Source organism: Pantoea sp. VS1 (assembly GCF_002207995.1).
GTDB classification, from domain to species: Bacteria; Pseudomonadota; Gammaproteobacteria; order Enterobacterales; family Enterobacteriaceae; genus Pantoea; species Pantoea dispersa.
In genome coordinates this window covers 119,404-143,334 of the sequence record NZ_NHZE01000046.1, presented here as the reverse complement: position 1 = coordinate 143,334, position 23,931 = coordinate 119,404, and the positions used below count along the sequence as shown (strand labels likewise).

General features: G+C 58.6%; 20 protein-coding genes. 9 read left to right on the top strand and 11 right to left on the bottom strand.

Annotated features, from left to right (window positions below; genetic code table 11):
- Positions 1 to 8 precede the first annotated feature (8 nt).
- Complete coding sequence (locus tag CBW22_RS19940; RefSeq protein WP_088517672.1) at positions 9 to 926, top strand: LysR family transcriptional regulator; 918 nt, start codon at positions 9 to 11, stop codon at positions 924 to 926.
- 174 nt (positions 927 to 1,100) lie between these two features.
- Here CBW22_RS19940 and betA read toward each other — a convergent pair whose 3' ends face one another.
- From betA to betI, 3 genes are read right to left on the bottom strand one after another with little or no spacing between them, the layout of a single operon-like run.
- Positions 1,101 to 2,780 carry a choline dehydrogenase gene (gene betA / locus CBW22_RS19935; protein WP_088517671.1) on the bottom strand — a complete coding sequence of 560 codons (1,680 nt, stop codon included), beginning with the start codon at positions 2,778 to 2,780 and terminating at the stop codon, positions 1,101 to 1,103.
- A 25-nt stretch (positions 2,781 to 2,805) separates the two neighbouring features.
- Positions 2,806 to 4,278, bottom strand: a complete 1,473-nt coding sequence (betB, locus tag CBW22_RS19930) for a betaine-aldehyde dehydrogenase (protein WP_088517670.1) — start codon at positions 4,276 to 4,278, stop codon at positions 2,806 to 2,808.
- 13 nt (positions 4,279 to 4,291) lie between these two features.
- Positions 4,292 to 4,888 carry a transcriptional regulator BetI gene (gene betI / locus CBW22_RS19925; protein ID WP_088517669.1) on the bottom strand — a complete coding sequence of 199 codons (597 nt, stop codon included), beginning with the start codon at positions 4,886 to 4,888 and terminating at the stop codon, positions 4,292 to 4,294.
- Between the two features lie 241 nt (positions 4,889 to 5,129).
- On the opposite strand from betI, the gene CBW22_RS19920 reads away from it, so the two are divergent.
- Complete coding sequence (locus CBW22_RS19920; protein WP_021509525.1) at positions 5,130 to 7,160, top strand: choline transporter; 2,031 nt, start codon at positions 5,130 to 5,132, stop codon at positions 7,158 to 7,160.
- Positions 7,161 to 7,265: 105 nt separating this feature from the next.
- On the top strand, positions 7,266 to 8,222 hold the full coding sequence (locus CBW22_RS19915) for a UV damage endonuclease UvsE (protein WP_058758822.1): 957 nt from the start codon (positions 7,266 to 7,268) through the stop codon (positions 8,220 to 8,222).
- Between the two features lie 8 nt (positions 8,223 to 8,230).
- Here CBW22_RS19915 and CBW22_RS19910 read toward each other — a convergent pair whose 3' ends face one another.
- The 5 genes from CBW22_RS19910 to ascF form a co-directional block, all read right to left on the bottom strand.
- Positions 8,231 to 8,704: an OmpA family protein gene (locus CBW22_RS19910; RefSeq protein WP_059011298.1), complete on the bottom strand. Its 474-nt coding sequence runs from the start codon at positions 8,702 to 8,704 to the stop codon at positions 8,231 to 8,233.
- Complete coding sequence (locus CBW22_RS19905; protein WP_058770539.1) at positions 8,701 to 9,915, bottom strand: diguanylate cyclase domain-containing protein; 1,215 nt, start codon at positions 9,913 to 9,915, stop codon at positions 8,701 to 8,703. Before CBW22_RS19905 ends, CBW22_RS19910 begins: the two co-directional genes overlap by 4 nt.
- A gap of 1 nt (position 9,916) precedes the next feature.
- The gene (locus CBW22_RS19900; RefSeq protein ID WP_088517668.1) at positions 9,917 to 10,480 is read right to left on the bottom strand and encodes a YfiR family protein; all 564 of its coding nucleotides are present in this window, start codon (positions 10,478 to 10,480) and stop codon (positions 9,917 to 9,919) included.
- A 326-nt stretch (positions 10,481 to 10,806) separates the two neighbouring features.
- Entirely contained in the window at positions 10,807 to 12,240 is a 1,434-nt protein-coding gene (locus CBW22_RS19895) for a 6-phospho-beta-glucosidase (protein WP_021509520.1), read from the bottom strand.
- A gap of 25 nt (positions 12,241 to 12,265) precedes the next feature.
- On the bottom strand, positions 12,266 to 13,705 hold the full coding sequence (gene ascF / locus CBW22_RS19890; protein ID WP_088517667.1) for a PTS cellobiose/arbutin/salicin transporter subunit IIBC: 1,440 nt from the start codon (positions 13,703 to 13,705) through the stop codon (positions 12,266 to 12,268).
- A 263-nt stretch (positions 13,706 to 13,968) separates the two neighbouring features.
- On the opposite strand from ascF, the gene CBW22_RS19885 reads away from it, so the two are divergent.
- The gene (locus CBW22_RS19885; RefSeq protein ID WP_088517666.1) at positions 13,969 to 14,988 is read left to right on the top strand and encodes a LacI family DNA-binding transcriptional regulator; all 1,020 of its coding nucleotides are present in this window, start codon (positions 13,969 to 13,971) and stop codon (positions 14,986 to 14,988) included.
- A 2-nt stretch (positions 14,989 to 14,990) separates the two neighbouring features.
- On the opposite strand, the gene CBW22_RS19880 is transcribed toward CBW22_RS19885, so the two are convergent.
- Positions 14,991 to 15,665 carry a GntR family transcriptional regulator gene (locus tag CBW22_RS19880; RefSeq protein ID WP_088517665.1) on the bottom strand — a complete coding sequence of 225 codons (675 nt, stop codon included), beginning with the start codon at positions 15,663 to 15,665 and terminating at the stop codon, positions 14,991 to 14,993.
- A gap of 114 nt (positions 15,666 to 15,779) precedes the next feature.
- Here CBW22_RS19880 and CBW22_RS19875 point away from each other — a divergent pair, with 114 nt between their 5' ends.
- Genes CBW22_RS19875 through CBW22_RS19860 form a run of 4 tightly spaced genes read left to right on the top strand, consistent with a single transcriptional unit; the run spans position 15,780 to position 19,758 of the window.
- Complete coding sequence (locus CBW22_RS19875; protein WP_088517664.1) at positions 15,780 to 16,460, top strand: DUF2848 domain-containing protein; 681 nt, start codon at positions 15,780 to 15,782, stop codon at positions 16,458 to 16,460.
- 10 nt (positions 16,461 to 16,470) lie between these two features.
- A complete protein-coding gene (locus tag CBW22_RS19870; RefSeq protein WP_088517663.1) occupies positions 16,471 to 17,814 on the top strand; it encodes an amidase in 1,344 nt (447 codons plus the stop codon).
- A gap of 2 nt (positions 17,815 to 17,816) precedes the next feature.
- On the top strand, positions 17,817 to 18,458 hold the full coding sequence (locus CBW22_RS19865) for a DUF4286 family protein (protein WP_088517662.1): 642 nt from the start codon (positions 17,817 to 17,819) through the stop codon (positions 18,456 to 18,458).
- Positions 18,445 to 19,758 carry an MFS transporter gene (locus CBW22_RS19860; RefSeq protein WP_088517661.1) on the top strand — a complete coding sequence of 438 codons (1,314 nt, stop codon included), beginning with the start codon at positions 18,445 to 18,447 and terminating at the stop codon, positions 19,756 to 19,758. Before CBW22_RS19865 ends, CBW22_RS19860 begins: the two co-directional genes overlap by 14 nt.
- A gap of 30 nt (positions 19,759 to 19,788) precedes the next feature.
- Here CBW22_RS19860 and CBW22_RS19855 read toward each other — a convergent pair whose 3' ends face one another.
- Together CBW22_RS19855 and CBW22_RS19850 are read right to left on the bottom strand one after the other, a co-directional pair.
- The gene (locus tag CBW22_RS19855) at positions 19,789 to 22,383 is read right to left on the bottom strand and encodes a bifunctional diguanylate cyclase/phosphodiesterase (RefSeq protein ID WP_303396008.1); all 2,595 of its coding nucleotides are present in this window, start codon (positions 22,381 to 22,383) and stop codon (positions 19,789 to 19,791) included.
- 156 nt (positions 22,384 to 22,539) lie between these two features.
- Positions 22,540 to 22,854 carry a hypothetical protein gene (locus CBW22_RS19850; RefSeq protein ID WP_088517660.1) on the bottom strand — a complete coding sequence of 105 codons (315 nt, stop codon included), beginning with the start codon at positions 22,852 to 22,854 and terminating at the stop codon, positions 22,540 to 22,542.
- Between CBW22_RS19850 and CBW22_RS19845 the strand changes: the two genes are divergently transcribed.
- A complete protein-coding gene (locus tag CBW22_RS19845; protein ID WP_088517659.1) occupies positions 22,834 to 23,901 on the top strand; it encodes an acyltransferase family protein in 1,068 nt (355 codons plus the stop codon). The two genes, CBW22_RS19850 and CBW22_RS19845, sit on opposite strands and share 21 nt — an antisense overlap.
- Positions 23,902 to 23,931 lie beyond the last annotated feature (30 nt).

The window sequence follows — 23,931 nt, the reverse complement described above, 5'->3', positions numbered from 1 at the left end:
TCACCTGAATGAAAAAGAAAACGCTGGCCCAGGTGACCGACTTCGACCTCAGACTGCTGCGCGTTTTCAAAACCGTCAGCGAGTGCGGCAGCTTTTCCGCCGCCGAAAGCCTGCTTGGCATTACGCGCTCGGCCATCAGCCTGCACATGAGCGATCTGGAAAAACGGCTGGGCATGCGCCTGTGCCAGCGCGGTCGCGCCGGGTTTGCGCTCACTGAGGAAGGGCGTGAAATTTTACGACACAGCGAGACCATGATGGCGGCGGTGGAAGATTTTCGCCAGCAGGTGAACCAGATGCATCAGCAGCTGCGCGGGGAGTTCAACATCGGCATCATCAATAATCTGGTGACGCAGCCGCGCATGCGTCTCACCCATGCACTGGCGGCGCTGCGGGAGAGCGGGGCAGGGATCCGTATCAACATCAGTATGTTAACCGCGGCGGATATCGAGCGAGGTCTGCTGGAAGGACGCCTGCACGTGGGCGCGCTGCCGATGGCGGCGCCGGTCTCCGGGCTGGCGTACGCGCAGCTGTATGATGAACATGCGCAGCTCTATTGCAGCAACGCGCACCCGCTGTTTAACCAGGCGGAGCGGCCGGAACACCACGCGCTGGCAGCCTGCGATGCGATAGCGCCGCTGTTTCGCATGCCGGCGGAGGCGATTGCGCTGCATCAGCAGCTGAACTGCAGCGCCACCGCTTCCGATCGCGAAGGGATCGCATTTCTCATTCTCACCGGGCGCTATATCGGTTTCCTGCCGGACCACTACGCCGCGCAGTGGGTGGAGAAAAAGCAGATGCGCGCCCTCGCGCCACAGCAGTTCCATTACCACAGCCAAATCGCGCTCGTTACGCGTCAGGGGCCGCGTCACAACGCCATCCTGCAACGCTTTTTGCAGGCACTGGCGCTGGACGAGCCCGGCGCTTAGCGGAGGTGTTTACGCAATCTAGTTACAACATACTGTTATGTATACTACATCAACCCGGGTGCCAGCACCGTGCGGCGTAAATTCTGACAGGCCTTGATGGCAGGCGGGGTGACGAGAAAGAAGCGGGCGAAAAAAAGGGGAGAACCATGCGTTCTCCCCTGAGATATCACTGCTTTATGCGCGCAGCGGTTCGCCGCGTACCGGGCGATCGCCCGCCACGAAGTAGTCCGCTTCGCTGCGCGGCAGCGGCTGGCGGCCACGAATGTTGTCGGCGATCTTCTCACCAATCATGATGGTGGTGGCGTTCAGGTTACCGGTGATGATCAACGGCATAATTGAGGCGTCGACTACGCGCAGCCCCTGCAGGCCGTGTACGCGACCTTCGCCATCCACAACCGCCATCTCATCGCTGCCCATTTTACAGGTGCCGCACGGATGGTAAGCGGTCTCAGCATGGTTGCGCACAAACTCATCCAGCTGCTCGTCGCTCTGGCACTCCAGCCCCGGACTGATCTCTTTGCCGCGATACTTATCCAGCGCCGGCTGGTTGATGATTTGGCGCGTGATGCGGATGGCATCGCGGAACTCATGCCAGTCCTGCTCGTGCGCCATGTAGTTGAAAAGAATCGCCGGATGACGTCGCGGATCGCGCGACTTAATGCGCACGTGACCGCGGCTTGGCGAACGCATCGAACCGACGTGACACTGGAAACCGTGCGCTTCTACCGCATTCGAGCCGTTGTAGTTAATCGCCACCGGCAGGAAGTGGTACTGAATGTTGGGCCAGGCAAACTCTTCCCGGCTGCGGATAAAGCCACCGCCTTCAAACTGGTTGCTGGCGCCGATACCGGTGCCTTTGAATAGCCACTCGGCACCAATTTTCGGCTGGTTCCACCACTTCAGGGCCGGATAAAGCGATACCGGCTCTTTGCACTCGTACTGCAGGTACATCTCCAGATGATCCTGCAGGTTTTCACCGACACCCGGCAGATCATGCACCAGCGGGATGTCGTGCTGCTTCAGCAATGCCGCCGCGCCAACGCCGGAGCGCTGCAGAATCTGCGGCGAGGCGATAGCACCTGCGCACAGCAGCACTTCACGCCGCGCATGCACGGTGTGCGACGTATCGCTGGCGCCGTGCAGATACTGCACGCCGACCGCGCGTTTGCCCTCGAACAGAATGCGATCGGTGGTGGCGTGGGTGATGATTTTCAGGTTCGGACGCTGTTTTGCCGTATCCAGATAACCGCGCGCGGTGCTGGAGCGGCGGCCCTGCGGCGTCACGAAACGGTCCATCGGACCAAATCCTTCCTGCTGATAACCGTTGAGATCGTCGGTGCGCGGATAGCCCGCCTGCACGCCGGCTTCAATCATCGCGGCGAACAGCGGGTTGTTGCCTGGCTTACAGGTGGTGATGCTCACCGGGCCTTCGCCACCGTGATAATCATTAGCACCGATATCGCGCGTTTCCGACTTGCGGTAGTAGGGCAGGCAGTCGCGGTAAGTCCAGTTTTTCAGTCCCGGCTGCTGCGCCCAGTTGTCGAGATCCATGGCGTTACCACGGATGTAGCACATGCCGTTGATCAGCGACGAACCGCCCAGCCCTTTACCGCGTCCGCACTCCATGCGGCGGTTATTCATGTGCGGCTCAGGCTCGGTTTCGTACGCCCAGTTGTAGCGTTTGCCCTGTAACGGCCAGGCCAGCGCCGCCGGCATTTGCGTGCGGAAATCAAAGCGGTAATCGGGACCGCCGGCCTCCAGCAGCAGGACGTTAACGCTGCTGTCTTCGGTCAGTCTTGTTGCCAAAACGTTCCCTGCGGATCCGGCTCCGATAATGATGTAATCAAATTCCATTAGTCGCTCCTCAGGTTAAGCTTGATTAAAATACCGACTGAAAACGGGTCAGTTCGACCTGTACAGATTTCACCTGGGTGTAGCTCTGCAGCGTCATCAGGCCATTCTCGCGGCCGATACCGGAGTGCTTGTAACCGCCCACCGGCATTTCAGCGGCGGATTCACCCCAGGTGTTGATCCAGCAAATGCCCGCTTCAATCTGGTGAATGACGCGGTGCGCGCGATTCAGATCCCGGGTGACCAGACCTGCCGCCAGGCCGTATTCGGTGGCATTGGCGCGGCGCACCACTTCTTCCTCGCTGTCGTAGGTCAGGATCGACATCACCGGTCCGAAAATCTCTTCGCGTACGATGGTCATCTCATCACGGCAATCGGTGAACACGGTCGGTTCTACCCAGGCACCGTTATCAAACGCCGCGCCGCTCATGCGTTTACCGCCGGACAGCAGGCGCGCGCCTTCGCTGATGCCGGATTCGATATAGCGCAACACATTGTCACGGTGCGGGAAGCTGACCAGCGGGCCAAAGTTGGTGGCCGGATCGTTGACATCGCCAGCTTTGATACGCGCCACGCGTTCAGCGATTTTGGCCTCAAACGCCTGCTGCAATGCTGTCGGCACAAACACGCGCGTGCCGTTGGTGCACACCTGGCCGGAGCTGTAGAAGTTCGCCATCATGGCGATGTCGGCGGCGAGATCGAGGTCAGCGTCGTCAAACACGATCAGCGGCGATTTGCCGCCCAGCTCCATGGTCACCTCTTTCAGCGTGGAGCCGGCCGCGTTGGCCATCACTTTTTTGCCGCTGGCCACGCCACCGGTGAAAGAGATTTTGTCGATGCCAGGATGGTCGGTCAGCAGCTGACCGGTCACCGCGCCGCGCCCGTTCAGCACGTTGAACACGCCATCCGGTACGCCGGCTTCGCTGTAGATTTCTGCCAGCTTCAGCGCGCTCAGCGGCGTCACTTCGCTGGGTTTGAAGATCATCGCGTTACCGGCCGCCAGCGCCGGTGCGGATTTCCACAGCGCGATCTGAATCGGATAGTTCCATGCGCCAATACCGGCGACCACGCCAAGCGGTTCGCGGCGCGTATAGACGAAGGAGGTATCACGCAGCGGGATCTGCTGGCCTTCCAGCGCCGGAATAAGGCCAGCGTAGTACTCCAGCACATCGGCACCGGTAACAATGTCCACCGCCTGGGTTTCACTCAGCGGTTTACCGGTGTCGAGGGTTTCCAGCGCCGCCAGCTCATCGTTACGCTCGCGCAGGATATCCACCGCACGGCGCAGGATGCGTGACCGCTCCATCGCCGTCATGGCCGCCCAGATTTTCTGGCCTTTTTGCGCGGCGGCGACCGCGCGATCGACATCCGCCTGCGCGGCTTCATGGACCTCGGCCAGCACTTCGCCATTGGCCGGGTTGATGGTCTGGAATGTGTCACCCGCTGCTGCGGCAACGTATTGACCATCAATGTATAAATGCTGCTCGGTGAATCGGGACATGGTTGCTCCTTCCTCAGTGATTCGCGGCACCAGCCAGCTGCTGGCGAATGAATTGGGTGGTGAGCGTTCTGGCAATCGCCAGATCAAACGGTTTGCCGCTCAGCGCGGCGCGCAGCCACAGGCCATCAACTAGCGAGGCCAGACCGTGCGCGGCCAGCCGCGCCTGCTCACGCGGCAGCTCGCGGCGAAACTCGGCAGCGAGCGTGGAAAACAGGCGACGGCTGCTGACGCGTTCCAGGCGACCCAGCTGCGGCTGATGCATGCTGCTGGCCCAGAAGTCCAGCCACGCTTTCATCGCTGCGCTGTGCACCTGGGTGTCGTCGAAGTTACCTTCGACAATCGCCAGCAGGCGCGCTTCGGTGCCGGCTCCCGCCAGCGGTTTCAGTCGCGCCGCCACCGCATCACGCAGCTGACGCGTCACGTCGCGCATGGTGGCTTCCAGCAAACCGTTTTTGTCTTTGAAGTAGTGGCTGATGATGCCGGTCGAGACGCCGGCGCGCCGCGCAATCTGCGCAATGGTCGCGTCATTGATCCCGACTTCGTTAATGGTACTCAGGGTCGCATCAATCAGTTGCCGACGACGTATCGGCTGCATTCCCACCTTTGGCATGACTCCAGCTCCACCGCAATGTAAGGCCCCTATTAAAACTTTTTTTGATTGCACGTTCAATATAAAAAAGAAACTTGTTAGGATACTGTGCTTCGGTTGTTATAAAAGCGCAACGGGATGGTGAATGCTGAACCGTGCCGAACAATCAGGAGGGAAAACAGGAGAACGATACCGATAAGGCCGATCGCTACGGCCCTGCTACTTCATTGAATAATTACAGGAAATTAACCAGAGGTAACCGATGATTAATCCACCTGCCAGTGAAAAAGACAGAATCAATCCCGTGGTGTTTTACACCTCTGCCGGACTGATTCTGACATTTTCACTTGTCACCATTTTGTACAGCGATCTCGCTGCCGGCTGGATCCAGAGCGCCGTCAACTGGGTATCGTCCACCTTTGGCTGGTACTACATGCTGGCCGCTACGCTGTATATCGTCTTCGTCATCTATATGGCCTGTTCACGCTACGGCGCCATCAAGCTGGGCCCGGAGCAGTCCAAACCCGAATTCAGTCTGCTGAGCTGGTCGGCGATGCTGTTTGCCGCCGGCATCGGCATCGATCTGATGTTCTTCTCGGTGGCGGAACCGGTCACGCAGTATATGCAGCCGCCGGAAGGGGCCGGGCAGACCCTGGAAGCGGCGCGTCAGGCGATGGTGTGGACGCTGTTTCACTACGGTCTGACCGGCTGGTCGATGTATGCGCTGATGGGCATCGCGCTCGGCTACTTCAGCTACCGCTATAATCTGCCGCTCACCATTCGCTCAGCGCTCTATCCGATCTTCGGCAAGCGCATTAACGGCCCGATTGGTCACACGGTGGATATCGCGGCGGTGATCGGCACCATTTTTGGTATCGCCACCACGCTGGGTATCGGCGTGGTACAGCTCAACTACGGGCTGAAAGTGTTATTTGATGTGCCGGAAGGGCTGACGGCGCAGATGGCGCTGATTGTACTGTCGGTGGTGATCGCCACCATTTCAGTGACCTCGGGCGTGGATAAAGGCATCCGCATTCTGTCGGAGCTGAATGTCGCGCTGGCGCTTGGTCTGATTCTGTTTGTGCTGTTTATGGGCAAGACGGATTTCCTGCTCAACGCGCTGGTGCTGAACGTCGGTGATTACATCAACCGCTTTATGGGCATGACGCTCAACACCTTTGCGTTTGATCGTCCGACGCAGTGGATGAACAGCTGGACGCTGTTTTTCTGGGCGTGGTGGGTGGCGTGGTCGCCGTTTGTCGGCCTGTTCCTCGCCCGTATTTCCCGTGGCCGCACCATCCGTGAGTTTGTGCTCGGCACGCTGATTATCCCGTTCACCTTCACGCTGCTGTGGCTGTCTGTGTTCGGTAACGCGGCGCTGTACGAGATCATCCACGGCGATGCCGGTTTTGCCCAGGAAGTGATGGCGCATGCCGAGCGCGGGTTCTACAGCCTGCTGGCGCAGTATCCGGCGTTTAAGTTCAGCGCCTCGGTCGCCACCATTACCGGCATGCTGTTTTATGTTACCTCGGCGGATTCCGGCTCGCTGGTGCTAGGGAACTTCACCTCGAAGCTGAAAGACATCAACAGCGATGCGCCAAACTGGCTACGCATTTTCTGGTCGGTGGCGATTGGCGTGCTGACCATGGGCATGCTGATGACCAACGGCATCTCTGCGCTGCAAAACACCACGGTGATCATGGGCCTGCCGTTCAGCTTCGTGATCTTCTTTGTGATGGCCGGGCTGTATAAATCACTCAAAGTGGAGGATCACCGCCGCGCCAGCGCCAGCCGTGATACCGCGCCCTATATTCCGGCGAGCAATGACCGTCTGAGCTGGAAAAAGCGGCTGTCGCGCCTGATGAACTACCCAGGCACGCGCTATACCCAGCAGATGATGGAAACGGTGATCTATCCGGCGATGCAGGATGTCGCCAAAGAGCTTGAGCTGCGCGGCGGTCGCGTATCGCTGGAGAGCGTTGCGCCGGAAGAGGGCCAGCCGCTGGGCTACCTTGATCTGCGCGTGCACCTCGGCGAGGAGCAGGATTTCGTCTATCAGGTGTGGCCGCAGCAGTACTCGGTGCCGGGCTTTACCTATCGCGCCCGCAGCGGTAAGTCGCACTATTACCGGCTGGAAACCTTCCTGCTGGAGGGCAGCCAGGGCAACGATCTGATGGACTACAACAAGGAGCAGGTGATCATCGACATTCTCGATCAGTACGAGCGTCACCTGAACTTTATCCATCTGCATCGTGAGGCGCCGGGCAGCAATATCACATACCCGAGCGTGTAACAGTGCGGGCAGCCGTGCAAAGCGGCTGCCCGGTTAATCACGTGGCGTTCCTCGCATAATTGCCAGCGGCAGCTAGACTCACTAGCTGACCTGAAGGGGAACATAATGAAATTGGGTTTTGCGTGTAAGTACTTTGATTCTGAGGCTAAACAGCCATTTCCATTTAAAACCACCACCCGTACACGTTTTCTCGCTATGGAGCGTAACGCGGCGGCCACGCTGCTACTGACGTTGGCACAAAATAACCTGCAGAACCTCTCTCTGACGCTGGAACAGCTGGCGCAGCAGCCGGATGCGTTGCGGATGATGCGCATCGGCAGCGATCTGCTGCCGCTGTACACCGTGCCGCTGGCCACTGAACTGTATGGCGATATTCTGCCTGAGCTGCAGCCGCTGTTTAGCCGCTGCGGCGAATTGGCCCGCGCGCACAACATTCGCCTGTCGTTCCATCCCGGCCAGTATACGGTGCTGGCTTCGGATAATGATGACGTGGTGGATCGGGCGCTGGAGGATGTCGAGTACCACACGCTGTGCGCGGTACTGATGGGCTACGGCAGGCAGTTTCAGGATTTCAAAATCAACATCCACATGAACGGCAAACGCGGTATAGAGGGTTTTCGCGCGGCGTTTATGCGCCTCAGCCCGGAAGCCCGCAATATGCTGACGGTGGAAAATGACGAAATTTCCTGCTCGCTGGATGACGTCTTGCAGGCGCGTGCGCTGTGTCCGGTGGTGCTGGATATTCACCATCACTGGGTGAAAGAGAATCAGTTTATTCAGGCCAGCGATGCGCGCGTGGCGCTGATTCTGGAGTCGTGGCGCGGCGTGCGGCCGGTGCTGCACTATTCGATCGCCCAGGAAGGGCTGATTCCGGAGAGCGGCTTTCCCGATCAGGAGCAACTCGCCGCCTCAAAGCCTAAGCTGCGCGCCCATTCTGACTACTATTTCAACCAGACGCTGAATGACTGGGCGCTGTCGTTTGATCGCTTCGACATCATGTGCGAAGTCAAAATGAAGAACCTCGCACGCGATCGCCTGTATGACTATGCGCAGACGCGCTGATTAACCGCTTACGGCGCCGTGATCACAATGGCGACGCGGCGATTTTGCGCCCGGCCCTGCGCAGTGTTATTGCTGGCGACCGGCGCGCTCATGCCCAGCCCGCGCGTCACGATGTTTTGCCGTGGAATCGCCGCGCCGGTGGCCCACTGATCGGCCACCGCGTTGGCGCGTTTCAGCGACAGCTGCTGGTTGTAATCTGCTTTGCCGTAGTTATCGGTGTGACCGTCAACGCGCAGATGTTCAATGCCGGTGGCGGCCAGGCTTTTCGCCATCTGCGCAATGCTGGCTTTGCTGGCGGGCGTCAGGTCAGATTCATTGATGCCAAACAGGATCTTATCGGACAGGCCCAGTCCCCAGCCTTCGGCGTTTTCGCTGAAGCCGGCGTCGCGCATCGCTTTAATCTGCGCGTCGCTAAAACGTCCGGTTGACTGACAGCCGACACAGGCCAGCACCATAACCAGCAAACATGATTTCAGTTTCATACGCGTACCTTACTCATTCCTTTGTTTTTATACATGTGCATATCGGCGCGCTCCAGAATCGACGCCACCGAATCGCCATGCTGCGACCAGGCGTAGCCGATGGTCACGGATGTGGTGATCTGCGTGCCTTCCGAAATCACAATCGATTGCGCGATTGCGGTACGAATATCTTCCGTCAGCTGCTGCAGATCGGCTTCTGAGGTGCGGCTGGTGATCAGCATGGCAAACTCGTCACCGCCCAGCCGCGCCACCAGATCGTCCTGATACGCCAGCGCGCTGAGGCGCGCCGCGATGGCCTTCAATACTTCATCACCGGCGGCATGGCCCCAGTTGTCGTTAATGCTCTTGAAGCGATCGCCGTCGAGAAACAGCAGCACAAAATTCTCATGCGCCAGCTGCTGATCCAGCAACTGCGACAGGCGGCCAACAAACGCCGAGCGGTTGGCAAGTCCGGTTAACGGATCCTCCAGCGCTTTGGCCGCCAGTGAACGGTTATCGCGCAGCAGCGAGGCTTTTAGCGTCTGCATTTCACTCAGCAGCGAGTTGAGATCTTCGGAAAACAGCTGAAACTCTTTGGTCGGATTTTGCGGTACGCGCGTCGAGAAATCGCCAGAGCGAATCACGTAATGGATGGCGCTGGTGATATTGCGCAGCGAGCGCAGAATACCGCGATGCAGAAATTCACTCAGCAGGCAGGAAATCACCAGCACGCACAGCATACCGATGGATAAAATCATCACCGAATAGCGAATAAAATCGGCCGCACCGCTGACGGTGCCAGCCAGCATTAAATGGCCGACCTGGGTTTCGGCGTGATTAATTTCCACCGCCAGCGGCTGCTGATAAATCCAGCGACGCAGTAGCGTTTCATACCAGCCGCTCTCTTGCTGGCGATCGTGCCAGTCCACCAGTACGGTATTGCCCGCCGTGACCAGCTTCGCGGAGGCAAACATCCCTTCATTGCCGAGCAGGGCTATTTTGTTGCGGGCATCATAGCTGTCTTCAAATACCGTCGCGGCGGTCAGGCTGGTGCTGAGTGTGGCGGCAATGAGTTCGAGGTTTCTTTTCTCATAGCGTTTAATGAACAGTAAAGACGTCGATGTCAGCAGCAGCCAGCACAGCAGTAATATCACGGCGGCATTGACGGTGCTGATACGACGCAACTTATTGCGAATCGATGATTTATCTTTTTTTATGCTATCAAACTTCATCTTATTTGCTTCCTTTGCGGGACAGCAACAACACGTCCGGGCTCACTCTGACACCGCTGCGCGCCAGCGAGTCAAGGTTGACGGAAAATGCGGTGTGATCGCGGTTAAAGATCAGACAAAAGGCCGCGCCAACCGCACAGTCCGGGTTGTTTTCCGCGATGGACAGGACGGCTTTACCCTGTAGCATCGCCAGCAGTTCAGTTTGCTGCTGCGGCGTCTGATCGCCGAAGTAAATGGCATCGCAGCGCTGGCGGCTGAGTTCGCTGGTCTGGTTAATCCACACCACGCTGAACGGCGTCGGGCCCTGAGGCTGCGCAAGGTGCTGTGCTGAAGCTAATACGCACAGCTGTGGCGGCTGTGTTAACTGTGGCCAGTGGGTAAAACTGATGATGCCGCTGACGATGCGGTTAGCCTGATCGTCACGCTGAACCGCACTGTTTGCCGCCTGAGCAGCAGGAAAACAGAGGAGATAAATGAGAGAAAATACGGGAAGAAATGCGCGCAGGCCCTGCAACAAATAGAGCAGCTGGCTGTCGCCCTTCACCTTTAATTGTAGTTGTAACATAGCGCTATCTCTGAACAGCAACCGGGAAATAGTACCATCGCGCTGTACAAAAGAGTACCGCCGTACAGGCGCTGATACCGCGATCAGGCAGGGTAGAATAAATTCGTCAGGACCGGATTTAAATAGAGAGTTAAAAGAGTAATGAATAAAAAATCAGCAGCATAAGCGTATTAAGGCTGACTTCTGCCGGATATGCCCGCAGCAAAATTAGCGCAGCGGCGAGATTTTTCGCAAAAAGATTTGCCCGGCGCCGCCGGATATTCCCTTTGTGGCGTAATGGCCCTGAATTGAACAATCATTCAGCGCCATTCACCGCATATTTTTAATTAAAAATCCAAATCCCGGCCGTTGCTGGCAATGACCCGCTGATACCACCAGAAGGATTTTTTGCGCAGCCGGTTGAGCGTGCCGTTACCGTGGTCGTCGCGATCGACATAGACAAATCCGTAGCGTTTACTCATTTCACCGGTCGACGCCGCGACCAGATCGATGCAGCCCCAGGTGGTGTAGCCCATCACCGGCACGCCGTCAGCAATCGCTTCACCCATGGCGCGAATGTGCTGTTGCAGGTAGCTGATGCGGTAATCGTCTGCAATTTCCCCGCTGGCATTGATTTCATCGTGCGCGCCGAGACCGTTTTCCACCAGAAACAGCGGTTTCTGATAGCGGTCGTACATCATATTCATGGTGATGCGCAGGCCAAGGGGATCAATGCCCCAGCCCCAGGCGCTGCGCGCCAGATGCGGATTGGTCAGTGACTTCACCACGTTGGCGGCGCTGCTATTCTGTTCATTCATCTCTGCCGACGCGCAGCGCGAGGCGTAATAGCTGAAGGAGATGAAATCGACGGTGTGGCGCAGCAGTTCGCTATCGCCCTCCGCCATGACAATCTCCACGCCTTTCTCGCGGAATACCCGGGCGGCGTAAGCGGGATAAGCGCCGCGCGCCTGGACATCGATAAAGAATAAGTTCTCGCGATCTTTCTGTAACGCGGCCCACACATCTTCCGGCTTGCAGGACCACGGATAAAAGTTGCCGCCGGCCAGCATGCAGCCAATCTGATTCTGCGGATTGATCTCATGGGCGATTTTGGTTACCAGCGCGCTGGCGACCAGTTCATGATGCGCTGCCTGATATTTCACCTGTTCGTGATGTTCATCCGGCGCGAACACCAGTCCGGCACCGGAGAACGGGCTGTGCAGCAGGATATTGATCTCATTGAATGTCAGCCAGTATTTCACCAGACCATCAAACGCTTCGAAGCAGGTGCGGGCGTAACGCGCGAAGAAATCGATCATTTTACGGTTGCGCCACGAGCCATATTCGGTGACCAGATGCATTGGCACATCGAAGTGACACAGCGTGACCAGCGGTTCGATGCCGTATTTGCGGCACTCTTCAAATACGCTGCGATAGAAGGCGATACCTGCCGCGTTCGGCGTCAGCTCATCGCCGTTGGGATAAATGCGGCTCCAGGCGATGGAGGTGCGAAACACCGTGAAGCCCATCTCCGCCATCAGGGCGATATCTTCTTTATAGCGGTGATAAAAATCGATGGCGTCGTGGCTCGGATAGAACTCGTCGTCGCGCAGCGTAAAGCGCGGCTCCAGCCCCAGCTTAACCGCCATGCGGTGCTCGCCGTGTGGAATCATGTCCACCGTGGTTAAGCCTTTACCGCCGGCGCGATAACTCCCCTCTGACTGGTTGGCGGCTAACGCGCCGCCCCATAAAAATCCCGCAGGAAATGTCACTTCAGACATCACTCACCTCAATCACAGTCCATTATTAATTCGCGCTGACCGGCTTTGCCGCTTCCGGCTTACAGGGGCGCGGCGCGGTCTCCGTCACCGGAATATCTTCAAAGCCAAGAATCAGCGTAAGAATGAACGACAGCACCACTGAGAGCACCATCACGCCAGCCACCCAGACGATGCTCATCGGGTTGGTGGGATCGAAAAACTGGACGCTGGTAAACAGGCCCGGTGAGGCCATCGAGTGGCTGGCGAGGCCGCCAATGCCGGCCACCGCACCACAGATAAAGCCGCTGATCAGGCTGGCAATCAGCGGGCGCTTCAGGCGCACCGCCACGCCGTACAGCGCCGGTTCGGAAATGCCGGCGACGATGGCGGAAGCTGCCGCCGCGAACGCCGTCTGCCGCAGTTCCGGATTTTTGGTTTTGAACGCCACCGCCAGCGATGAGCCGCCCAGTGACAGGTTGGCGCCAATTTCCGACGGCATCACCATGCCTTCTTTGCCGGTCTCAGCGATGGTCTGAATAATGGTCGGGGTAAACACGCGATGCATGCCGGTCATCACCAGCAGCGGCCACAGCCCGCCCATGATCGCCACCGACAGCCAGCCGAGATAACCGTGAATGGTGTACACCAGCGCCGAAATACCGCTACCGATCCAGATACCGAGCGGGCCAATAAAGACGATGGCGATGGGGGCAGCAATCAGCACAATCAGCATCGGTTTAAGGAAGTTTTTGGTCACCGCCGGGGTAAAGCGATCGACCCAGTATTCGATGTGCGACAGAATCCACGTCATCACCAGCGCGGGGATCACCGTGTAGGTGTATTTCACCGCGGTGACCGGCACTGAGGCGAATTCCACCACCTGACCCTGCGCCGCTTTGGCCATCAGGTCGATAAAATTGGGATGCACCAGCACGCCGGCAATGGCAATCGCCAGCGACATGTTGGTTTTAAATTTAAGCGCCGCCGAAGCCGCCACCATCACCGGCAGGAAGAAGAAGGCGCCATCACCAATCACATTCAGGATGATCAGCGTCGACGAGCCTTTGGGCAGCACGCCGCTCATCTCCAGCATCATCGCCAGCAGTTTCACCATTGATCCGCCAATGATCGCCGGGATCAGCGGTGACATGGTGCCGACCAGCGCATCGAGAATGCCCGCACCGATACTGCGCAGCGTGATTTTACGTTTCACCGGCGCGCTGCCGCTGTTGCCCGGCGTGCCCAGTTTCATCACTTCCTGAAAGGCGAGATTGACGTTGTTGCCGATGATCACCTGACACTGGCTGTCGGTGTGCACCACGCCCATTACGCCGGGAATGGCTTTCAGCGTAGCGTTGTCGACGCGCGCGCTGTCTTTCACCACGAAGCGCAGGCGTGTCATGCAGTGGGTAACGGCTTCAATATTCTCTAATCCGCCGAGCGAGGCCACAATGGCTCGTGCGGCGTCAGCGTAGTTGGTCGCCATGAATGTTTGTCTCTGATTGTAGGGTAGAGGAAACGTCGGTTTCGTCTGGCTGTTATGTGTTCATGAGAAACCGGTTTCACAAAATCATGAACAGGAACATTCATTCAGACAAGAAAAATCGCTATCTTCGTTTTAATTTTGTGATGTTGATCGGCTGGCTTGCGGCGGATTCTTCACTCGCAGGCGCAGGGCGACAAGAAAATTCCCCGTCTTATTCATCGCTTAGGTACACTGAGGCGATGAGCAGCGAAGCAGAGTGAAGCATGGCAACCATACTTGAGGTGGCAAAAAAGGCCGGCGTGTCAAAAGCGACGGTGTCGCGCGTGTTGTCCGGCAACGGCTATGTCAGCCAGGAGAAGCGCGATCGGGTGTACCAGGCAATTGCCGAGACCGGCTTCCGGCCGAATTTGCTGGCGCGCAACCTGGCGACTAAATCCAGCCAGACCATTGGCCTGGTGATCACCAACACGCTGTATACCGGCAGCTATTTCAGTGAAATGATGCAGCATTCGGCGCGTATTCTTGAGCAGCAGGGCCGTCAGCTACTGCTGGTGGACGGCAAACACAGCGCCGAAGAGGAGCGTGCGGCGATTCAGTTTCTGCTCGATCTGCGCTGCGATGGTGTGATCATCTATCCGCGTTTTCTCACCATCAATGAGATGGACAGCATCATTGCCCAGCACCGCCATCCGATTCTGGTGATCAACCGACGGCTGCGTCAGCACGACAGTTACTGCATCTACTCCGATCAGCAGCGCACCAGCGCCGAGGCGGTGGCGCAGCTGATTGCGCTCGGCCATCGCGATATCGCTTTTATCACCGGATCGCTTGACTCGCCGACCGGGCGCGAGCGCCTGGCCGGTTATCACGCGGCACTGGCGCAGCATCAGCTGGTGGCGGATGACGCACTGGTAGTGGAAGGCAAATGGCAGGCGCAGCACGGGGCAGCGGCTGTAGAAACGCTGCTGGCGCGTGGTAAACCGTTCAGCGCGCTGGTCGCCAGTAACGATGAGATGGCGGTGGGCGCGCTGAAAGCGCTGGCGGCGCATAACATCCGCGTGCCGCAGCAGGTGGCGGTGCTGGGTTTCGACGATATTCCGCTGGCGCCCTATACCATTCCGGCGCTGGCCAGCGTGCGCATGCCGGTGACCGGCATGATCGAGGAGACCATTGAACGGCTGGTGTCGATGCTCGACGGCGGCGAAATGCGCAATCGTAAAACCTTTGCCGGCGAGCTGATTTTGCGTGAATCCGTCGGTCCCGGCCCGTTTTACCCTGGCTGAAATCAGGCGTTCAGCAGCGCCTGCTTGAACGAATAGATGTGCACGCGCGCAGCGTCTTCTGCCCGTGTTACGTCACCCTGCGCCAGCGCCGCAATGATTGCGTCATGCTCGGCAATCACCTCCTGCATGTGCTGCGCGCTCGACAGGGTGGTTGCCCAGAAGCGCTGCGCCTGGGCGTGGATGATGCTGAGAATATCTGACAGACGACCGTTGCCGGCGATGTCAGCCAGCACCTGATGAAATTCGCGGTCCAGCAGCATCATCTGCTCACGATCTCGCGCCACGCTGGCGGCGGCGATGCGCTGATTCAGCACCTGTAGCTGGGCAATCTGCGCCGGATTCACGCGCTGCGTCGCCAGCCGCAGGCACAGCGCTTCATTTACCAGCCGCACTTCAATCAGCTCCAGCGCATCGTCAATCGACAGCGGTGCCACCATCACCCCTTTACGCGGGATAATCTGCAGTAACCCTTCGGTCGCCAGTCGGTGTACCGCCTGATTAACCGGCGTGCGGCCCATTGCCAGATCCTCCATCACCTGCGCGGTATTGAGATATTCACCTGGCTTATAGCGCAGCGTAATCAGGCGATGCCTGAACGCCAGATAGGCCTGTTCATTCAATGAAACGCTTTTTTGTCCGGCCTGTGACTTCACATTTTCAGCAACTGAATCACTCATCACGCAGATCCTTATTTGGGTACTGAGACATCTTACACAAAAACCTGGCATGAAAATGGCTATCTTGAAATTGCAGTGAAATTTCACACGCATTTTTCATCAGGAGATCATCGCATGCATTTACGCTTTACAACCGACTCACAAACCGCCCCGGTGCTGGATGTCGACATTAAGCAGCTGGTCATTGCCGGATGGGTTGGCCGCGACCAGGCGGCGGTGCTGCACCATATCAGGGAGCTGGAGGCGCTGGGCGTGCCCGCACCTGGTGCAGTCCCGCTGTTTTATCGCGTAGCCACCCAGCAGCTGGCGCAGCACAGCCCGCTGGAAGTGGTGGGCGAGCAAACCTCCGGCGAAGCCGAGCCGTTTGTGTTTTTCCATCGCGGCGAATACTGGGTGTCGCTGATTTCCGATCACACCGATCGTCACCTGGAAACCTTCAGCGTGGCACTGTCGAAGCAGGCCTGCGTTAAGCCGGTCGCCGGTCATGCGTGGCGTATGGCAGAGGTTGAGCCGCACTGGGATCGGCTGGAGCTGCGCGCGTGGATCAAAGTCAATGGCGACTGGGTGACTTATCAGCAGGGCACGCTGGCGTCTCTGCTCACGCCGATGGATCTGCTGGCGCGCTATTTCGGCGATCGCCAGGTCAGCGAAGGCTTTGCGATGTCATGCGGCACGTTGAGCGCGATTGGCGGCATCCATCCGGCCAGCGAGTTCCGCATGGCGCTGCACGATCCGCTGCTGAATCGCACGCTGGAACACCACTATGTCACCGGCACGCTGCCGGTGATTGCCTGAGGGGACGCGTATGACCACCTTATGGCAGGCGAGCCAGCAACTGCGCGCGGGAGACCTCACCGCAAGCGCCGCGACGCAACAGGCACTATGCGCCGCTGAGCAGCCGTCAGGCGAAGGCGCACGCGTGTTTACGCGGACCTACGCCGACAGCGCCGTTCAGCAGGCGCAGCAGGCTGATGTGCGCTGGCAACAGCAGCAGCCGCGCAGCCCGATTGACGGACTGCCAATCAGCATCAAAGACCTGTTTGATGTGGCGGACGAACCCACCTGCGCCGGATCGCGCGTGCTGGCGGATGCGCCGCCCGCCGCGCGCGACGCGCATATCGTGCAGCAGCTGAAACAGGCCGGTGCCGCTATCGTCGGCAAAACCAACATGACCGAGTTCGCTTTTTCCGGGCTCGGTATCAATCCGCACTACGGCACGCCAGCTAACCCATGGCAGCGCGGCGAAAAACGCATTCCCGGCGGTTCTTCATCCGGCGCGGCGGTGGCGGTGGCCGACGGCATGTGCCTCGCTGCGGTCGGCACGGACACCGGCGGCTCGGTGCGGATACCGGCGGCGCTGTGTGGGCTGACCGGCTTCAAACCCAGCGCCAGCCGCATCAATCAGGCTGGCACGCTACCGCTATCGGCGGCACTCGACAGTATCGGCGTAATTGCCCATGACGTGCGCAGCTGCTGGCTGCTCGACAGCGTCATCGCCGATCGGCCTTTGCAGCTGGCAGAGCGTGATATCACGCGGGCGCACTTTGCGATTCCACAGACCCGGGTGCTGGACGGGCTGGATCTCGCGGTTAGCCAGGCGTGGCACCACGCGCTGGCACAGCTGCGCGCGCAGGGTGCCACGCTCACCGAGCTGCCGCTGTCTGAACTGGCGGAACTGGAAACCATGAACGCCCGTGGCGGCATCACCGCCTGGGAAGCCTGGCAGTGGCATCAGTCGCTGCTGCAGTCGCACGCGACGGGTTATGACCCGCAGGTGCGGATGCGCATTGAGCGCGGCGCGTTGCTGAATGAGGCCGACGCACAGCTGCTGTATCAGCAGCGCGCCGACTGGCGGCAGCGGGTGGAGCAGGCGGTGGCACCTTTCGATGGCCTGCTGCTGCCCACCGTGCCGCTGATTGCGCCGACCATCGCCGAACTCGACGACCCGGAGCGCTATCGCCAGGTCAACCTGCTGATGCTGCGCAACACCAGCGTGATCAACATGCTGGACGGCTGCGCCATCTCCCTGCCTTGTCATCAGCCCGGCAGTGCGCCGGTAGGTCTGATGCTGGCCGCCACCCATGGCCACGATGCCGCGCTGCTTAGCTGGGCGCTGGCGCTTGAATCCATCCTGCAACGGAGTCTCTGAAAATGACACATCCTCACGGCATGCTGTTCGTCGCCACCAACGTCGCTGCTGAAAACGAAGCTGATTTCAATCAATGGTATGACCATGAACATGTCGCCGAGCGCGTCGCCATCGACGGCTTTCTCAGCGGCACGCGCTATCAGGCGCTGGATGCTGAACGCAAGTACCTCGGACTGTATGAAACCCGCTCGCTGGAAACCTTTACCAGCGCCGATTACTACGCCGCCTTTACGCGCCAGACGCCGTGGTCGGTAAAAAACCTGGAGCGGATGATCAAACCGATGCGCCGCGTGTGCGCCATCACCCAGCAGCACGGTCAGGGCAGCGGCAGCCACCTCGCGGTGCTGACGCTACAGGCTGGCATTGAAACTGCAACGCTCAACGCCTGGCAGCAGCAGGTTGCTACGGTGCCGGGCTATATCGCCTCGCGCTTACTCTCGCCGGACACCACGCTGAGCACGCCGCTGCCACAGGAAGATCGGGCGCAGCGTGCCATGCAGCCGATGCTGCTGCTCAGCTGTTCGTGCGCCGATGCCTGCCAGACACTGGCGGCGGCCGCGTCACAGGCGCTCAATGCCCGCGCTGAATTTTATGCGCTCAGCTGGCAGCTCACTAAACAGGAGATGGCTCATGGCGAATACTGATTCTACTCTGCCGCACGCCGCGCGTGCCGCAGCAGGGAAAACCCACACCGGCCGTCTGGCTGCGGCCAGCTCCATCGGCACCGCGCTGGAGTGGTACGACTTTACCGTTTACAACATCATGGCGGCGCTGGTGTTTAACCATGTGTTTTTCCCCAGCTTCGACCCGCTGGTCGGGACCATTCTGGCGTTTTCAACTTACGCGGTCGGTTATGTATCACGTCCGGTGGGCGGTTTTATCTTTGGCCATCTCGGGGATGTCGCCGGGCGCAAGGCGGTATTGATCACCACGCTGGTGATCATGGGCGTGACCACGGCGCTGATGGGCATGCTGCCCGGTTATGCGCTGTGGGGCATCTGGAGCCCGATTCTGCTGGTGGCGCTGCGCTTTGTGCAGGGCATCGCGCTGGGCGGCGAATGGGCCGGCGCGGTGTTGCTCTCCATGGAGCACGGCGAAGCCAGTAAGCGCGGGCGTAACGCCTCGTTCGCCCAGGTCGGGCCTTCCTGCGGCACGCTGATTGGCACCGGTTTTATTACTTTAGTGACGGTGTCACTTAGCGGCGAGCAGTTTCAGGAGTGGGGCTGGCGTATCCCATTCCTGCTCAGTCTGTTGCTGGTGATGTTTGGCCTGTGGCTGCGGCGCGGCGTGGAAGAAACCCCGACTTTCGTGGCGATGCAGCAGGCGGAAAAAACCAGCCACACGCCGCTGAAAGAGGTGTTCCTGCGCTATCCACGTGAACTGCTGATCGCCGGCGGCTCGCGCATCGGCTCCGACGTGCTGTACGCGCTGGTGGTGGTGTTCACCCTGACATACGTCACCACCGTACTACAGCTGCCGCGTCCACTGGCGCTGATGGCGACGATGGTCGGCGCGATTGGCAACGCATTGACGGTGCCGCTGTTTGGCGCGCTGTCCGACCGCCTTGGCCGCCGTCCGGTGTACATTGCCGGCGCGCTGCTGGCTATCGTCTGGTCGTTTGTGTTTTTTGTCCTGCTCGACAGCACCCAGCCGTGGCTGATTGTGCTGGCGGTGGTGATTGGCCTGCTGATTCACGCCATGATGTACGGTCCGCAGGCGGCGTTTGTCACCGAGCAGTTCCCGAGTCACGTGCGCTATGCCGGTTCGTCACTGGCCTATACGCTGGCCGGCATCATCGGCGGCGGTTTTGCGCCGCTGATCATTACCTCGCTGTACAAAGAGCTGGGCAGCACGCTGTGGGTGTCGCTATACGTGACGCTGGCGCTGGCGATCACCCTGTTTGCCTTATGGAAAGCCAAAGAAACCGCGCACCAGTCGCTGTAATGACCTCTGGCGAAGGATCGCCACCTTTTATTAAATATTCATGTGCAGCGCCGGTTCACTCTGCGGCGGTTCGGTGGAGATTTGCGGCAGCGGCAGCGGTCGTCCGATGTAGTAACCCTGAATGGCATCGCACGCCAGCTCCTGCAGCTGCGACATCTGCACCGGCGTTTCCACGCCTTCCGCGGTTACCGACAGGGAATAGGCTTTGCCGAGTCCAATCATGTTTTCCACCACCTGGCGCGCCTGGGGCGAATCGGCCAGCGGAAAAATAAAGGATTTATCGATTTTGATGCCATCGAACGGGAAGGCGCGCAGGTAGCACAGCGACGCATAGCCGGTGCCAAAATCATCAATCAGAAATCTCACCCCCAGCGCTTTCACCGCCTGCATCACCGCCAGGGTTTTGTCCGGATCGCTCAGCAGCGCGTTTTCCGTGACTTCAATTTCCAGCCGCTGGCTCGGCAGACCGCTGAGCTGCAGCACCCGGGTGATGCGTTCGGCTAAGGCGCTATCCTGCAACTCGCTGGCGGAAATATTCACTGAAACCGCCATTTCCGGTCGGTAACGGGCGATATCCTCGCAGGCATTGAGCAGCACCCAGTCGCTCAGCGCGCTGATCAGGCCGGTCTCTTCGGCCAGCGGAATAAACTGATCGGGCATCAGTAAGCCCAGCCGCGGATGCTGCCAGCGTACCAGCGCCTCGACCGCGCTGATGCGCTGCGCGATCAGGTCATAGCGCGTCTGATAGACCAGCCGCAGCTGGTTCTCCTGCAGCGCTGCGCGCAGCTCATGCTCCATTTCGCGCCGCTGCACAATTTTCTCTTCCATGTCACGGTCGAAAAATATCCACTGGTTGCGGCCGCTGTTTTTCGCTTTATACAGGGCGATGTCGGCGAAGCGCAGCAAATCGCTGGCGTTGTCGGCATCCTGTGGGGCCAGCGCGATGCCGAGACTGCCGCCGATGTGGATGTCGTTGTCGTACACCGGGAACGGCAGATTGAGCTGGGCGATGAGTTGCTGACACAGCGCGTCGACCTGCTCGCGGCTGCCCGCCTCCGGCAGAATCACCACAAACTCATCGCCGCCGAGCCGCGCCACCAGGCCGTTGCCGTTGAGCGTGCGCCGGATACGATCTGATACCGCATGCAGCACCTGATCGCCCGCCGCATGACCGTAGAGATCATTGACCGGTTTGAATTTATCCAGGTCGATCATAATCATCGCCAGCAGCGGCTGCGCCGGCAGCGGCAGGCTCAGCTGCCCCGTGAGGAATTCGCGCATCTGCACGCGGTTGGCCAGTCCGGTCAGTTCATCGAAGTGCGACAGATAGTGCGCGCGCGCCTGCGCTTCAACTTCCAGCGTTACGTCGCTGGCGCTGCCGCGAAAGCCGCTGACGCCGTGCGCCAGGCTGACGCGCTTGAGGGTCAGATTACAGTAGCGCGGCTGATGCTGAGCGGAGAGATAGCGGCAGCCGTTCAGCGTGAGCTGACCGCCCGAGTCTGCCAGCTGCAAAAGCCGGGCGCGCTGGTGCTCATCGCACAGCAGGAAATCCAGTAGCGTGCGCTGCAGCCACTCCTCGCTGGTAAACCCGGTCACTACCGGGAAGCGGCCGGAAACCCAGCTGAAGCGCAGCTGGTCGTCCATCTCCCAAATCCAGTCGGTGGTAATTTCGGCGATATCACGGAAGCGGCGTTCGCTGGCGCTGAGCGCCCGCTGGCTTTGCGCCAGCAGCAACGTATTTTCATCATTGAGCTGCGCTTTACGCAGCGCGTTGCGCATCAGCATGATGGCGCCATACAGGGTGATCAGCATGGCGATCACCAGCAGCGGCAGCAGGGCGGTCAGCAATTTACCGCCGGGGCTGCTGCTGGTCCAGCGCAGCGTGGCGTCATGGCCGTCGGCGGCGAGGCGAAGGCTTTCCGCCACTGGCGCGCGGGGTGCAGCGAATTCCACCCGCAGCGCGTTGATGCCGTACTCGTGCCCCAGCTGCTGTAATTTTTGCGGCGTCAGGCGATCGGCAAAGATCATCAGCGATGGCGCACCGGGCACCTGCGGCACGCTGTTATCGCCACCGGTAGTGATCCAGGCCGCGCACAGCAGCACTAACTGCTGATTTACCACCACAAAGCGCGACAGCGCCTTACCGTCATTGTGCTGTAACTGTTGACGCAGCGCGGGCAGTTGCTGGCGACCGAGCCAGCCGGTGAAATCGCGTTGCTGCAGCTGACCGTCGATCACGCTGTAAACCGTGTCGCCGCGCGGCGCGATGACAAACACGCCCTCGTAGGCAAAGGTCTGGAACAGCGACTCACCCAGATTCTGCCGCGTCCACGCCCAGTCAGTATTCAGCGTGCGGTGCAGATTTTGATAGGCTTCGCCCCATTCTGCATTATCGGAGAGGTGAAACTGCATCACTGCCTGACGCGTCTGCAACGCCTTGTCCAGCAACAGGCGGTTTTGCCGCGCCTCCTGCTGGTTGAGATCGCTGGCGATAAAGCACAGCGTCACCAGCGCCACCATAAAGGAGAGAAAAATCAGCAGCACCATCAGCAGCATCGGCTGGCGCATCAGTCCGCGCATCCGACCATCGGTCGGGAAATCCATCAGTGAACGTTTCGCCATCATAGACTTATCACAAACCAGTAAAATGATATTTCATAAGTACGTTATGAGTATCGGCATGACTGCGCCGAACCTGGGCGAAAAAGTAAAAAAAGCGTGAGCGGAGCGGCAAAAACAGATCGCATATTCGGCCAGGTGCCCGACGATGCCGTGGTGTAATCAGATCTGCATAAGGTCTGTTAATAACAGGCCCTGCCGCTGCGTTTCCGCCAGTGCAATACGGCGAATGCCGGTAAACTTTCCCCGTTGCGTTAATAGCTTAGTGTTTATTTCATGCTGATGACGATAAATATATTGCAGCCATAATTTATCAGAGCGTGATTTAACGTTCAGGACCTGAAGAATTTCCTGATTAAATGATGATGCGTTATCCAGGACTATTCTTGTTGAGTGTAAATCTTTGTCAGTGCTAATTTGCTGAAACCCATCTGCTCCTCTTTCCAGAGACCACTTATGCAACCACGTATCACGCATCTTGATGGCATGCGCGGATTAGCGATCCTGCTGGTGATTGCTTATCACGCCTATGCTCGCTGGCCCGAACTGTTGCCGTATGCCGCCACTACCCAGCATATTCCGCTGCTGGCATTTGGCTGGGTCGGCGTGCAGTTGTTTTTTATGATCTCCGGCTTTGTCATATTTATGACGCTGGATAAATCATCCGACTACCTCAGCTTTCTCAAAAAACGCTGGCTGCGCCTGTTTCCGGCAATGCTGATAGCCAGTCTGCTGCTGTACGTTGCCGGCGGCTTTTTTCCGGAGTGGTCGCTGATGACACCGGAAAGCCGCAACCTGCTGCCCGGTCTGATATTTATTAATCCTGAGACGCTGACGCAGCTCACCGGCATTGAATTCCGCTCCATGGCCGGATCGTTCTGGTCTCTCTATGTTGAAGCGCTGTTTTATCTGATTATTGGCGCGGTTTATTTCACCCTCGGACGTAAATATTGTCTGCCGGCGCTGATTGTGCCGATGTTATTACTTTCCGCCTCATCGGTATTGAAATCACTCGGCCATCCGTTATTAATCGATGTAATTTCAAAATTCGGTTTTATTCACTATGCCTGGTTTATGGTCGGCTGTCTGGTTTATGAACGTCTGCACGGGCGCGATAAACGTTATCACTACGCACTGACCGCGCTGGCCTTGCTGATTAATTTCAGCTACTACGTTAAAAACAGCGGCGTGGTCGCCGTGATACCGCTGCTACTGGTGATGCTGTTTTTTATCGCCAGCTTTTATTCCAGACAGATTGAGCGCTGGCTTTCCCTGCGCTTTTTCACCGCCATCGGATTTGTCAGTTACGCCCTGTATCTGATTCATGAAAATTTAATGATCGCGATATTGATTAAGCTTAATGGCTATATCAAAAGTGAGGCGGTGATGACGATGCTGCCGGTGGTGGTGGCCAGCGTACTGTATTACGTTGCCTGGCTGATCAGCAAATATGCCGAACCGGCGCTGCGTAATGCGCTGAAGTGGAAGCGGCAGCCCGCGCCGCAGGCGGGCAGCGGGCTGTAATCGCGCGGGAGCCAGCGCTCCCGCGTACGC

Coding starts and splice junctions, on each gene's coding strand:
- CBW22_RS19910 (WP_059011298.1), bottom strand. CDS start 8,704: ATGAAACTGAAATCATGTTTGCTGGTTATGGTGCTGGCCTGTGTCGGC.
- CBW22_RS19850 (WP_088517660.1), bottom strand. CDS start 22,854: ATGCGTGATACGTGGTTGCATAAGTGGTCTCTGGAAAGAGGAGCAGAT.
- CBW22_RS19885 (WP_088517666.1), top strand. CDS start 13,969: ATGGCAACCATACTTGAGGTGGCAAAAAAGGCCGGCGTGTCAAAAGCG.
- CBW22_RS19940 (WP_088517672.1), top strand. CDS start 9: ATGAAAAAGAAAACGCTGGCCCAGGTGACCGACTTCGACCTCAGACTG.
- CBW22_RS19915 (WP_058758822.1), top strand. CDS start 7,266: ATGAAATTGGGTTTTGCGTGTAAGTACTTTGATTCTGAGGCTAAACAG.
- betI (WP_088517669.1), bottom strand. CDS start 4,888: ATGCCAAAGGTGGGAATGCAGCCGATACGTCGTCGGCAACTGATTGAT.
- CBW22_RS19875 (WP_088517664.1), top strand. CDS start 15,780: ATGCATTTACGCTTTACAACCGACTCACAAACCGCCCCGGTGCTGGAT.
- ascF (WP_088517667.1), bottom strand. CDS start 13,705: ATGGCGACCAACTACGCTGACGCCGCACGAGCCATTGTGGCCTCGCTC.
- betB (WP_088517670.1), bottom strand. CDS start 4,278: ATGTCCCGATTCACCGAGCAGCATTTATACATTGATGGTCAATACGTT.
- CBW22_RS19870 (WP_088517663.1), top strand. CDS start 16,471: ATGACCACCTTATGGCAGGCGAGCCAGCAACTGCGCGCGGGAGACCTC.
- CBW22_RS19905 (WP_058770539.1), bottom strand. CDS start 9,915: ATGAAGTTTGATAGCATAAAAAAAGATAAATCATCGATTCGCAATAAG.
- betA (WP_088517671.1), bottom strand. CDS start 2,780: ATGGAATTTGATTACATCATTATCGGAGCCGGATCCGCAGGGAACGTT.
- CBW22_RS19865 (WP_088517662.1), top strand. CDS start 17,817: ATGACACATCCTCACGGCATGCTGTTCGTCGCCACCAACGTCGCTGCT.
- CBW22_RS19880 (WP_088517665.1), bottom strand. CDS start 15,665: ATGAGTGATTCAGTTGCTGAAAATGTGAAGTCACAGGCCGGACAAAAA.
- CBW22_RS19860 (WP_088517661.1), top strand. CDS start 18,445: ATGGCGAATACTGATTCTACTCTGCCGCACGCCGCGCGTGCCGCAGCA.
- CBW22_RS19920 (WP_021509525.1), top strand. CDS start 5,130: ATGATTAATCCACCTGCCAGTGAAAAAGACAGAATCAATCCCGTGGTG.
- CBW22_RS19845 (WP_088517659.1), top strand. CDS start 22,834: ATGCAACCACGTATCACGCATCTTGATGGCATGCGCGGATTAGCGATC.
- CBW22_RS19900 (WP_088517668.1), bottom strand. CDS start 10,480: ATGTTACAACTACAATTAAAGGTGAAGGGCGACAGCCAGCTGCTCTAT.
- CBW22_RS19895 (WP_021509520.1), bottom strand. CDS start 12,240: ATGTCTGAAGTGACATTTCCTGCGGGATTTTTATGGGGCGGCGCGTTA.
- CBW22_RS19855 (WP_303396008.1), bottom strand. CDS start 22,383: ATGATGGCGAAACGTTCACTGATGGATTTCCCGACCGATGGTCGGATG.